Origin of the sequence: Streptomyces diacarni (assembly GCF_003323715.1) — a bacterium.
Taxonomy (GTDB): domain Bacteria; phylum Actinomycetota; class Actinomycetes; order Streptomycetales; family Streptomycetaceae; genus Streptomyces; species Streptomyces diacarni.
In genome coordinates, this window is record NZ_QOIN01000028.1 from 397,395 (window position 1) to 409,358 (window position 11,964).

The following is an 11,964-nucleotide window of genomic DNA, read 5'->3' on the forward strand; positions in this document are numbered from 1 at the left end:
CTACGCGTCGTACACGTCCGCCTTGGACGGCTTGGCGTCCTGTACCGCCGCGCTGAGGTTGAGCGAGCGGCTGCCGAACTTCTCCACGTCGCAGCCGTTCTCCTCCAGCACCCGGATGGCCGCCGCGTGGACGACCCGCAGGACGGGCGTCGCGGCGCGCATCGCGTCGTCGGCCATGAAGCGGTGCCGCCACGGCTTCTTCGCCCACGCGTGCCGCAGCCCGAACGGCTCGGGCAGGCTGAGCTTGCCGCCGAGGAAGTCCAGGACGGGCGGGAACCAGGTGAAGGGCGCGCGTGCCGACAGGCGTACGACCTCCTTGGACTCCACCAGCGGCAGGTTGACGGTGCGGGTCTCCCAGAACTTGACGCTCTTGGAGACCTCTTTCGTCTTGGCCTTCGGGCCGCTGGTGAACAGCCCGTCCACCGGGCCCAGCGCGTGCCCGGTGACCTCGATGCGCAGCGTGTGGTGCAGGACGGTGACGGTGATCAGCAGCGTGATGACCAACTGGCCGTCCCAGAGCACGAACTGCACGCCCAGGTAGTGCCGGTTTCCGGCGCCGAACTGCTGCTCGTTGCAGATGCGCTGGATCTCGAAGTCCTTGACGCGGTAGCCCTCGATCTCCTGGCCCTCGGGGCGCTTGACCGCCTTGGCACCCTCGGCGATGGGGGAGACGACCCAGTGCCGTATCGAGGGCGCGGGGAAGCCGCCGGTGTGCAGCGGGCCGCGCTCCAGCATGCGCAGCTGGTCGTGGATGGCGCGGATGACGTCCCAGCTGCGGAACGGGTTGATGTCCTCGCCGTCCTTGGCGGGGATCAGCTCCTCCGCCAGCTGCCAGCTGCCCCAGCGGGTGCCCATGCCCAGTATCCCCTTGGGGCCCGCGTAGTAGATGAGGTTGCTGGCCTGCTCGGCCGCCACCTTGGCCAGTCCCAGACGGATGCGTTCGGCGCCGGCGTCGCCCGGGTCCTGGGGAACGGCCTCGGGGATCTTGGCGCCGACCCCGGTGCCGCCCAGCAGGCTCTCCCAGCGGCTTCGCAGGTCCTTGGCGTAGCGCTCGCAGATCTGCTTGGCCCACAGGCCGCCGAGCAGCGGGGCCACCAGCATGGCCCGTAGGTAGATGCCCAGGAAGCCGTTGAAGGGCAGCAGGACGGCGAAGAGCACCACCAGCGCGCCGACGGCGACGAGCACCACCATGCCGATGGCTCCCGCCCGCCTGTCTTTGGAACCGGCGATCAGGCGGCGCATCTGGAAGGCCAGCAGCCACAGCAGCACGCCGGGCAGGAACAGCAGCCCGAAGACGGCCATCACCAGCGTCAGCCGGGCGTCGCGCTGCTTGCGCACGCGCGTGGCTGCCAGGCAGTGCTCGACCACGGTCTGGGGTTCGATCCCGAAGGACTGGATGAGGGGCGCCCGTGCCCCGCCGAGCAGCCGGGTCTGGACGGCGCGCGCGTAGGCCTCGCCGAGGTTGGGCTCGAAGAGGGAGAGCTTCGGTTTCTTGAACCCTGCGTCGGGGTTGGCCGCGACCAGCTTCTCCACCTCGTCGTCGCGGTAGGCGGCCGAGGCCAGCGCCTGCGACGCCGCCGTCTGACCGCCCTGGCCAGGGCCTGCGAGCGGGATCTGGGCGCCTGGGCTGAAGTCGGATGCCGCGTCGGTCTGGCTGCTGAGGTCGTCGAAACCGGCCACTTGGCCCCCACTCCGCTCGGATCTGGCTCACGGCACCGCGGGCCCGGCCTCGGCCCGGTGAAATGCCGCCGACCACGACGGCTTCCCAACTGCCGTGGTCGGCACACATCTTGCCTCAGCCGAGCCGTTTCGGGCGAGCGCCCTTCTCCGTGACCGTTCTTTTCCGTGACCGCCTTTGCGGATCTTTTCCGTGACCGCCTTTGCGGGCGACCGCCTGCCCGGGCGACCGCCCTGGTCCGCGACGCCCCTCAGGGCCGTCCCTCACTGCCCGCCGCCCGCGGCCGCTGCCTCCTGCAGGAGGCGGGCGGCCTGTTGCTGCGGCATCGGCTCGTGCCGCGCGTAGGAGCGCGAGAAGCGGCCCGTGCCGTGCGACATGGAGCGCAGGTCGATCGCGTACCGGCTGATCTCGCTCTCGGGCACGCAGGCGCGCACAGACGTGCTGCCCGTGGCGGCCTGCTCGGTGCCCAGCACCCGGCCCCGGCGGGAGGACAGATCGCTCATCACGGCGCCCACATAGGAGTCGGGCACGGTGACCTCCACCTCGGCCACCGGTTCCAGCAGGTGGATGCTCGCCCGTAAGGCGCACTCGCGCAGGGCCAGCGCGCCGGCCGTCTGGAACGCCGCGTCGGAGGAGTCGACGGAGTGCGCCTTGCCGTCGAAGAGAGTGACCCGCACGTCCACCAGCGGGTAGCCCCCGGTGACCCCCCTGGCGGCCTGGGCGCGGACGCCCTTCTCCACCGAAGGGATGAACTGGCGCGGTACCGCCCCGCCCACCACCTTGTCGACGAACTCGATGCCGGAGCCGTTCTCCAGCGGTTCGACGGTCAGCTCGCAGATCGCGTACTGCCCGTGCCCGCCGGACTGTTTGACGTGCCGTCCGCGCCCGGTGACGGATGAGGCGAACGTCTCCCGCAGCGGCACCTCGTGCGCCACGGTGTCCACCCGCACTCCGAAGCGGGAGCGCAGCCGCTCGACGGCGACGTCCCGGTGCGCCTCGCCCATGCACCACAGGACGAGCTGGTGGGTGTCGGGGTTGTGTTCCAGCCGCATCGTGGGGTCCTCGGCGACCAGCCGGGCCAGACCGTGGGAGAGCTTGTCCTCGTCGGCCTTGCTGTGCGCCTCGATGGCGACCGGCAGCAGGGGGTCGGGCATCGCCCAGGGCGCCATCAGGAGCGGCGCGTCCGGGGAGGAGAGCGTGTCGCCGGTCTCGGCGTGGCCCAGCTTGGCCACGCTGGCGAGATCCCCCGCGATGGCCGCGTCCAGGGGCCGCAGCTGCTTGCCGAACGGCGCGGACAGCGCCCCGACGCGCTCGTCCGCCTCGTGGAGGGCGGGGTCCTGGTCGTCGCGGTCGGCCACCCCGTGCCCGGTCACGTGCACGGTCGCGTCGGGCCGCAGAGTGCCGGAGAAGACGCGCACGAGCGAGACGCGGCCCACGTACGGGTCGGAGGAGGTCTTGACGACCTCGGCGGCCAGCGGCCCGTCCGGATCGCAGGACAGCGCGGGGCGCGGGGCGCCCTCGGGGGTGGTGACCGCGGGGATGCCGTGCTCGTCCGGGGTGGGGAACCCGCCGGTGATCAGCTCCAGCAGCTCGACGCTGCCCAGGCACTGGCCAGATCCGCCGTCGGCGGGCGCGGCGGGCAGCACCGGGTGGAAGACGCCACGCGCCACGGCCTTCTCCAGGTCCGCGACGAGCGTTTTGACGTCGCACTCCTCGCCGCCGAGATAGCGGTCCATGAGCGTCTCGTCCTCGCTCTGCGCGATGATGCCCTCGATCAGCCGGTTCCTGGCCCGAGTCAGCCGCGGCAGCAGGCCCTCGCCGGGATCGCGTTCGGTGCGCTGTCCGCCGCTGTAGTCGAACAGCCGCTGCGTGAGGAGTCCGGCCAGCCCGGTGAGGGGGGCGCTGCCGTCGGCCTGCCGGTCGCCCAGGACCGGCAGGTAGAGGGGGATGACGGCGTCCGGGTCGTCGCCGCCGAGCACGTCCTGGCAGACGGTGACCATCTCGTCGAAGTCGGCGCGCGCCGCGTCGAGGTGGGTGACGACCAGGGCGCGCGGCATACCGACGGCCGCGCACTCCTCCCACGCCAGCCGGGCCGACCCCTGCACACCGTCGGCGGCCGACACGACGAAGAGGGCGGCATCCGCCGCCCTCAGGCCGGCCCGCAGTTCTCCGACGAAGTCGGCGTATCCGGGGGTGTCGAGGAGGTTGATCCTGATGCCGTTCCAGGTGAGCGGCGCCAGCGCGAGCTGTACGGAGCGCTGCTGCCTGTGCTCGATCTCGTCGTGGTCGCACAGGGAGGTGCCGTCCGTCACCCGTCCCGCGCGGGTGAGCGCTCCCGAGGTGAGTGCCAGGGACTCGACCAGAGTCGTCTTGCCGGCTCCGCTGTGGCCGACCAGCACCACGTTGCGTAGTGCGGCGGGGTGGTCGGCCGCCGCTGCCCTGCCGGCGGCTCCGGGGTGTGCGTTCGCTTTGTCGGCCATGTGTCCCGCCTTCCGTCGTCACTGCTGGAGCACGCTGGAGGGGCCGAGGGGTCGCGAAGACCACCGGTTCTTCTCGAGCTTTCCACCGCTGCGCAGAGGCGTCCATACGTGGAACACGGCACTACCCGACCGTGTGCGCCGGGCGCTGTCCGGGCGTGGCTACGATGGGCCACCCGGTGGCCACACCGTCATCCGGCTCACCCCCGACGTACCAGGGACGGTCATGCTGAACAAGTACGCGCGTGCCTTCTTCACGCGTGTCCTCACCCCGTTCGCCACGCTGCTGCTGCGCCTGGGAGTGAGCCCCGACGTGGTCACCCTGATCGGCACGGCCGGGGTGACGGCGGGCGCCCTGGTCTTCTACCCGATGGGGGAGTTCTTCTGGGGCACGGTCGTCATCACGCTGTTCGTCTTCTCGGACATGCTCGACGGCAACATGGCGCGTCAGCTGGGCCGCTCCAGCCGCTGGGGCGCCTTCTTGGACTCCACGCTCGACCGGGTCGCGGACGCGGCCGTCTTCGGCGGGATCGCCCTGTGGTACGCGGGCCGCGGCGACGACCTGACGCTGTGCGCGGTGACGCTGTTCTGCCTGGCGAGTGGGCAGGTCGTCTCCTACACCAAGGCGCGGGGCGAGAGCATCGGGCTGCCGGTGGACGTCAACGGCCTCGTGGAGCGGTCGGAGCGGCTGGTGATCACGCTGGTGCTGGCGGGCTTCTCGGGCTTCGAGAAGTCCTTCGGCGTCCCCCACATCGCCATCCTGCTGCCCATCGCGCTGTGGGTCGTCGCGGTCGGCAGCGCCATCACCCTGGGGCAGCGGGTGGTCACGGTGCGCCGCGAGGCCGCCGAGGTGGACGCGGCGGAGAACCCCGACGCGTCCTCGGCCTCCGACGCGTTCCCGGCCTCCGAAGCGTCCCCCGCCTCCGGCGAGGCCTCCGCTTCCGGTGCGTCGTCTGCGTCGTCTGCGTCGTCGGGCTCCGGCGCCGGCCAGGACGAGGAGAAGCGGAGGACCGTGTGAGCGGGCGGGAGGGCCGGGCGGGCGCGCTGCAAGGCCGGCTCACCGACTCGCTGTACGGGCTGGGCTGGGCCGGGGTGAAGAAGCTGCCCGAGCCCGCGGCCCAGGCGCTCGGCAGGAGGATCGCCGACGAGGCGTGGCGCCGCAGGGGCAAGGGCGTCACCCGCCTGGAGAGCAACCTGGCCCGCGTCGTCCCCGGCGCCTCCGCCACGCAGCTGCGGCGGCTCTCGCACGCGGGCATGCGCTCCTACATGCGCTACTGGATGGAGTCCTTCCGGCTGCCCTCCTACAGCGAGCAGCAGCTCATCCGCAGCGTCTCCGTGGAGGGCCTGCATCATCTGACCGGGGGACTGGCGGCGGGCCGGGGCGTCGTGCTGGCGCTGCCCCACCTGGCGAACTGGGACCTGGCGGGCGCCTGGGCGGTCACCGCCACCCGCACCCGGTTCACCACCGTCGCCGAGCGACTCAAGCCGGAGAGCCTCTACGACAGGTTCGTCGCCTACCGGGAGAGCCTGGGCATGGAGGTGCTGCCGCACGGGGGCGCCACCGCGTTCGGCACGCTGGCGCGCCGGCTGCGCGCGGGCGGTCTGGTCTGCCTGGTGGCGGACCGCGACCTGTCGGCCACCGGGATCGAGGTCACGTTCTTCGGCGAGGCCGCCCGGATGCCGGCCGGGCCCGCGCTGCTGGCCCAGCAGACCGGGGCCCTGCTGCTGCCCGTCACGCTGTGGTACGACGAGGTCTCGCCGGCCATGAACGCCCGGGTCCACGCGCCCGTCCCGGTGCCGCAGGTCGAGGGCCGCAGGGAGCGGGTCGCGGCCATGACGCAGACCGTGGCCGACACCTTCGCCGCCGGCATCGCCGCGCACCCGGCGGACTGGCACATGCTCCAGCGCTTCTGGAGCGCGGACCTGGAGCCCGCGGGGAGGGCCGGTACATGAGGATCGGCATCGTCTGCCCCTACTCCTGGGACGTGCCGGGTGGTGTCCAGTTCCACGTCCGTGACCTGGCCGAACACCTGATCGGTCTCGGTCACCAGGTGTCGGTGCTCGCGCCGTCGGACGACGAGACGCCGCTGCCCTCCTACGTCGTCTCCGCGGGCCGCGCCGTGCCCGTCCCGTACAACGGTTCGGTGGCCCGGCTGAACTTCGGTTTCCTCTCCGCCGCCCGCGTGCGGCGCTGGGTCAACGACGGCGACTTCCACGTCCTGCACATCCACGAGCCCGCCACGCCCTCGCTCGCGCTGCTGGCCTGCTGGGCGGCGCAGGGGCCGATCGTCGCCACGTTCCACACCTCCAACCCCCGCTCGCGGGCGATGATCGCCGCGTACCCGATCCTGCAACCCGCGCTGGAGAAGATCAGCGCCCGGATCGCGGTCAGCGAGTACGCCCGCCGCACCCTCGTCGAGCACCTGGGCGGGGACGCGGTCACCATCCCCAACGGCGTGGACGTCCGCTTCTTCGCCGACGCCGAGCCGAATCCCGCGTGGCAGGGCGCTCCCGGCGCTCACACGATCGGCTTCATCGGCCGCATCGACGAACCGCGCAAGGGCCTCCCCGTCCTGATGAAGGCACTGCCGGCGATCGTCGCGCAGGCGCCGGGCACCCGCCTGCTGGTGGCGGGCCGGGGCGATGAGCAGGAGGCCGTGGCGGGCCTGCCGCGCGCCCTGCGGGAGAACGTCGTCTTCCTCGGCATGGTCAGCGACGAGGACAAGGCACGGCTGCTGCGCAGCGTCGACCTGTACGTGGCGCCGAACACCGGCGGGGAGTCCTTCGGGATCATCCTGGTCGAAGCCATGTCGGCCGGTGCCCCGGTGCTCGCCGCCGATCTCGACGCCTTCGAGCAGGTGCTCGACGGGGGAGAGGCCGGCGAACTGTTCCCCGTCGAGGATGCCGAGGCACTCGCCGCCCGCACCGTCGCCCTCCTGCAGGACCCCGGGCGCCGCGCCGCTCTGCGTCGCAGGGGTGAGCGGCATGTGAGGCGGTTCGACTGGGCCACCGTCGGCGCCGACGTCCTGGCCGTGTACGAGACGGTCACCGACGGCGCCGCGTCCGTCGCCCCCGACGAGCGCACCGGACTGCGCGCCCGCTTGGGCCTCGCGCGGGACTGACCCGCCCCCTCCCACGCCGCCCGCCGAGGGCCCGGACCCGAGGACCCGATACCCACGATGCCGACCCTCACCACCGTCATCTGGATCGTCGTCGCGCTGCTGCTCGTCGGCGTCTACCTGAGCTGGACCGCGGGCCGCCTCGACCGGCTGCACGCCAGGATCGACGCCGCCAGGGCCGCGCTGGACGCCGGGCTGCTGCGCCGCGCCTCCATCGCCCAGGAGCTGGCCACGGCGGGCGTACTGGACCCCGCCGCTTCCATGGTGCTCTACCAGGCCGCGCACGACGCGCGGCTGGCCGAACAGGACCACCGCGAGGTCGCCGAGAGCGAGCTGAGCCAGGCGCTGCGGGCCGTCTTCGCCGAGAGCGCGCAGCTGGAAGCGGTACGGGCGGCGCCCGGCGGCCGGGAGACCGCCGAGGAACTGGGCGCCGCCGTGCGCAGGGTCCCGATGGCCCGCCGCTTCCACAACGACGCCGTACGCGCCGCGCGGGCGCTGCGCAGGCACCGCAAGGTCCGCTGGTTCCGGCTGGCCGGGCACGCCCCCTTCCCGCTGGCCTTCGAGATGGACGACGAGCCGCCCCCCGTACTGGCCGACCGCGGACACGGCGCGTCTCCGGCACCCGGCGGCCCCGGCGGTGGGGCGGAGCCCGGCGCGGACGAGAGGCCCGACGCCGAGGGCCGCGACTTCGAAGTCCCCGGCGACGAGGGCCGCGGGCCGGGACAGGGGCGCGACGCGGAAGGCTGAGCGGGCTTGCCCCGGGGAAGGGCTGCGGGCCACAGCAGAGCGATTGGCCCTTTTCGCGGGTGGCCTCGGTCCCCGACAGTGGCAGGCGGACCCGGTGAGGGTCCGCCGTCCATCCCCTCATCGCCCCTTTCCAGCGAGGTCGAACGTGTCAACTCCGTCCACCACCCCAGCTTCCTCGGACTCCGCAGCGGTCCGGCCCGAGACCGGCACGGCCCGCGTCAAGCGGGGCATGGCCGAACAGCTCAAGGGCGGCGTGATCATGGACGTCGTCACCCCGGAGCAGGCGAAGATCGCCGAGGACTCCGGCGCCGTCGCCGTCATGGCGCTGGAGCGCGTCCCGGCCGACATCCGCAAGGACGGCGGCGTCGCCCGGATGTCCGACCCCGACATGATCGAGGGCATCATCGCCGCCGTCTCCATCCCGGTGATGGCCAAGTCCCGCATCGGCCACCTCGTCGAGGCGCAGGTCCTCCAGGCGCTCGGCGTCGACTACATCGACGAGTCCGAGGTCCTCACCCCCGCCGACGAGGTCAACCACAGCGACAAGTTCGCCTTCACCACGCCCTTCGTCTGCGGCGCCACCAACCTCGGGGAGGCGCTGCGGCGCATCGCCGAGGGCGCGGCCATGATCCGCTCCAAGGGCGAGGCGGGCACCGGCAACGTCGTCGAGGCCGTCCGGCACATGCGCCAGATCAGGAGCGAGATCGGCAAGCTGACCGTCCTGGACGGCAACGAGCTCTACGCCGCCGCCAAGGAACTGCGCGCCCCCTACGAGCTGGTCAAGGAGGTCGCTGTCGCGGGCAGGCTGCCGGTCGTCCTCTTCTCCGCGGGCGGCGTGGCCACCCCGGCGGACGCGGCGCTGATGCGGCAGCTCGGTGCGGAGGGTGTCTTCGTCGGCTCCGGCATCTTCAAATCCGGTGACCCCGCCAAGCGCGCCGCCGCCATCGTGAAGGCCACCACCTTCTTCGACGACCCCAAGATCATCGCGGACGCCTCGCGCGGCCTCGGCGAAGCCATGGTCGGCATCAACTGCGACACGCTCCCCGAGACCGAGCGCTACGCGTCGCGGGGCTGGTGACCCACAGGGCGGGACCCGGCACCCGACCTGGGAAGGACCGTGAGCATCATGGCTGAGCCGACCATCGGCGTCCTGGCCCTCCAAGGCGACGTCCGCGAACACCTGGCCGCCCTCGCGGCGGCTGGGGCGCGGCCCCTGCGGGTGCGCCGCCCGCAGGAGCTGGACGACGTGGCGGGCCTCGTCGTCCCCGGCGGCGAGTCCACCACGATCAGCAAGCTCGCCACCGCCTTCGGCCTGATGGCCCCGCTCCGCGAGCGGGTGGCGGGCGGCATGCCCGCCTACGGCTCGTGCGCCGGGATGATCATGCTGGCGGACAAGATTCTCGACCCCCGTTCGGGACAGGAGACGGTGGGCGGCATCGACATGATCGTCCGCCGCAACGCCTTCGGGCGGCAGAACGAGTCGTTCGAGGCGGCCGTCGAGATGGCGGGCGTCGACGGCGGCCCTGTGGAGGGCGTTTTCATCCGCGCCCCCTGGGTCGAGTCCACGGGCGCGGCGACGGAGACGCTGGCTGCCTATGAGGGGCACCCGGTGGCCGTCCGCCAGGGCAACCTGCTGGCCACCGCCTTCCACCCGGAGTTGACCGGTGACCACCGGGTGCACGCGCTGTTCACGCGGATGGTGCGGGGAGCGGCGTGAGCGCGACGCGCCAGGGGTGCGGAGCCCGCGAAGGGGAAGTGAGCACAACCAGCCGCTGACGGTAGGATCTGCGCGTCGTAAGAAGTCGGGACTGTGAAGGAGCGAGGCTGTGTCCGGCCACTCTAAGTGGGCAACCACCAAGCACAAGAAGGCCGTGATCGATGCCAAGCGCGGCAAGCTCTTCGCGAAGCTGATCAAGAACGTCGAGGTCGCGGCGAGGATGGGCGGCGCCGACCCGGAGGGCAACCCGACCCTCTACGACGCCATCCAGAAGGCGAAGAAGCAGTCGGTTCCCAACAAGAACATCGACAGCGCGGTCAAGCGCGGCGCGGGTCTGGAAGCCGGTGGCGCCGAGTACGAGACGATCATGTACGAGGGCTACGGCCCCAACGGCGTGGCCGTCCTCGTCGAGTGCCTGACGGACAACCGCAACCGCGCCGCGTCCGACGTCCGCGTCGCCATGACCCGCAACGGCGGCTCGATGGCGGACCCGGGTTCGGTGTCGTACCTGTTCAACCGCAAGGGCGTCGTCATCGTCCCCAAGAACGGCCGCGGTGAGGACGACGTGCTCGCCGCCGTGCTCGAAGCGGGCGTCGAGGAGGTCAACGACCTCGGTGAGAACTTCGAGGTGATCAGCGAGGCGACCGACCTCGTCGACGTGCGCACCGCGCTCGTCGACGCCGGGATCGACTACGACTCCGCCGAGGCCAGCTTCGTCCCCAGCATGCAGGTCGAACTGGACGAGGAGGGCGCGCGCAAGATCTTCAAGCTGATCGACGCGCTCGACGACAGCGACGACGTGCAGAACGTCTTCGCCAACTTCGACGTCCCGGACGACGTGATGGCGAAGGTCGACGCGTAGCGCTGCGCACGGTCCGGGCAGCGGTCCGGACCGACGATCACGGCACAGGCTCCAGGCGGCCCGGCGGAGACACCTTCCGCCGGGCCGTCGGCTCATGTCGGTGCTCCCCGATAACCTGCGGGAACACGGACACGGATGATCACCGAGAGCGGAGCGCGGAAGGGGGGACGGCGGTGCGCGTGCTGGGAGTCGACCCGGGGCTGACCCGCTGCGGCGTCGGCGTGGTCGAGGGCGTCGCGGGCCGGCAGCTGACCATGGCGGGAGTCGGGGTGATCCGCACGCCCGCCGAGGCGGAGGTCCCCGACCGGCTGGTGCTCATCGAGCGGGGCCTGGAGGAGTGGCTGGAGACCCACCGCCCCGAAGCGGTCGCGGTGGAGCGCGTGTTCACCCAGCACAACGTCCGCACCGTCATGGGCACGGCCCAGGCCAGCGCCGTGGCCATGCTGTGCGCGGCCAGACGGGGACTCCCGGTCGCGCTGCACACACCCAGCGAGGTCAAGGCCGCCGTCACCGGCTCGGGGCGCGCAGAGAAGGCCCAGGTCGGCGCGATGGTGACCCGTGTGCTGCGGCTCGCCGCGCCGCCCAAACCCGCGGACGCGGCGGACGCGCTGGCGCTGGCGATCTGCCACATCTGGCGCGGCCCGGCGAGCAACCGCCTCCAGCAGGCCGCCGCACGGCACTCCCCTTCCGCACCCCGTACGCCGCACAGGAACCGCACGCAGCACCAGAAAGGCACCGTTCGATGATCGCCTTCGTCTCAGGGCCTGTCGCCGCTCTCGGCCCCGACTCCGCCGTGATCGAGGTCGGCGGAGTCGGCATGGCCCTCCAGTGCACGCCGGGCACGCTGGCCGGGCTGCGGATGGGCGAGCCCGCCCGCCTGGCCACCTCGCTCGTCGTGCGCGAGGACTCACTGACCCTCTACGGCTTCGCGCAGGACGACGAACGGCAGGTCTTCGAACTGCTCCAGACGGCCAGCGGGGTGGGGCCGCGGCTGGCGCAGGCCATGCTCGCGGTGCACAGCCCCGAGGCGCTGCGGGTCGCCGTCGCCGGCGGGGACGAGAAGGCGCTGACCGCCGTGCCCGGCATCGGCAAGAAGGGCGCGCAGAAGCTGCTGCTGGAGCTGAAGGACAGGATCGGCCCGCCGCTGGGCACGGCCGCTGCCCCGCGGGCCGGCTCCGCCTCACCCGCCGCCGGCTGGCGGGAGCAACTCCACGCGGCCCTCGTCGGGTTGGGTTACGCCACCCGTGAGGCGGACGACGCCGTCGTGGCCGTCGCGCCGCAGGCCGAGGCGGACGGAGCTTCACCCGATGTGGGGGTTCTGCTGAAGTCCGCCCTCCAGTCGCTGAACCGGGCACGGTGACGTC

The 11,964-nt window shown here is 72.3% G+C and carries 10 protein-coding genes and 1 pseudogene; 9 read left to right on the top strand and 2 right to left on the bottom strand.

The window, feature by feature from the left end:
- Together DTL70_RS05100 and DTL70_RS05105 are read right to left on the bottom strand one after the other, a co-directional pair.
- Nucleotides 1–1,680, bottom strand: coding sequence for a hypothetical protein (locus DTL70_RS05100; RefSeq protein ID WP_114020603.1), 1,680 nt, complete (start codon nucleotides 1,678–1,680; stop codon nucleotides 1–3).
- 261 nt (nucleotides 1,681–1,941) lie between these two features.
- Entirely contained in the window at nucleotides 1,942–4,158 is a 2,217-nt protein-coding gene (locus DTL70_RS05105) for an elongation factor G-like protein EF-G2 (RefSeq protein WP_114020604.1), read from the bottom strand.
- A gap of 223 nt (nucleotides 4,159–4,381) precedes the next feature.
- Here DTL70_RS05105 and pgsA point away from each other — a divergent pair, with 223 nt between their 5' ends.
- The 9 genes and pseudogenes from pgsA to ruvA all read left to right on the top strand — a co-directional run bounded on the left by pgsA (nucleotide 4,382) and on the right by ruvA (nucleotide 11,960).
- The gene (gene pgsA / locus DTL70_RS05110; RefSeq protein ID WP_114020605.1) at nucleotides 4,382–5,173 is read left to right on the top strand and encodes a phosphatidylinositol phosphate synthase; all 792 of its coding nucleotides are present in this window, start codon (nucleotides 4,382–4,384) and stop codon (nucleotides 5,171–5,173) included.
- Complete coding sequence (locus DTL70_RS05115) at nucleotides 5,170–6,108, top strand: phosphatidylinositol mannoside acyltransferase (RefSeq protein WP_245979003.1); 939 nt, start codon at nucleotides 5,170–5,172, stop codon at nucleotides 6,106–6,108. Before pgsA ends, DTL70_RS05115 begins: the two co-directional genes overlap by 4 nt.
- Entirely contained in the window at nucleotides 6,105–7,277 is a 1,173-nt protein-coding gene (locus DTL70_RS05120; RefSeq protein WP_114020606.1) for a glycosyltransferase family 4 protein, read from the top strand. The genes DTL70_RS05115 and DTL70_RS05120 overlap by 4 nt, the downstream gene beginning before the upstream one ends.
- Before the next feature lie 57 nt (nucleotides 7,278–7,334).
- Nucleotides 7,335–7,883 (top strand): annotated as a pseudogene (locus DTL70_RS05125) (LemA family protein); the annotation flags it as partial.
- A 283-nt stretch (nucleotides 7,884–8,166) separates the two neighbouring features.
- Nucleotides 8,167–9,099 (top strand): pyridoxal 5'-phosphate synthase lyase subunit PdxS, encoded by a 933-nt coding sequence (gene pdxS, locus DTL70_RS05130; RefSeq protein WP_114020607.1) that lies wholly within the window; start codon nucleotides 8,167–8,169, stop codon nucleotides 9,097–9,099.
- Nucleotides 9,100–9,147: 48 nt separating this feature from the next.
- Nucleotides 9,148–9,738, top strand: a complete 591-nt coding sequence (gene pdxT / locus DTL70_RS05135; RefSeq protein ID WP_114020608.1) for a pyridoxal 5'-phosphate synthase glutaminase subunit PdxT — start codon at nucleotides 9,148–9,150, stop codon at nucleotides 9,736–9,738.
- Between the two features lie 109 nt (nucleotides 9,739–9,847).
- Nucleotides 9,848–10,600, top strand: coding sequence for a YebC/PmpR family DNA-binding transcriptional regulator (locus DTL70_RS05140; RefSeq protein ID WP_114020609.1), 753 nt, complete (start codon nucleotides 9,848–9,850; stop codon nucleotides 10,598–10,600).
- A 173-nt stretch (nucleotides 10,601–10,773) separates the two neighbouring features.
- Nucleotides 10,774–11,346 carry a crossover junction endodeoxyribonuclease RuvC gene (gene ruvC / locus DTL70_RS05145; protein ID WP_114020610.1) on the top strand — a complete coding sequence of 191 codons (573 nt, stop codon included), beginning with the start codon at nucleotides 10,774–10,776 and terminating at the stop codon, nucleotides 11,344–11,346.
- Nucleotides 11,343–11,960, top strand: a complete 618-nt coding sequence (gene ruvA / locus DTL70_RS05150) for a Holliday junction branch migration protein RuvA (protein ID WP_114020611.1) — start codon at nucleotides 11,343–11,345, stop codon at nucleotides 11,958–11,960. The genes ruvC and ruvA overlap by 4 nt, the downstream gene beginning before the upstream one ends.
- Nucleotides 11,961–11,964 lie beyond the last annotated feature (4 nt).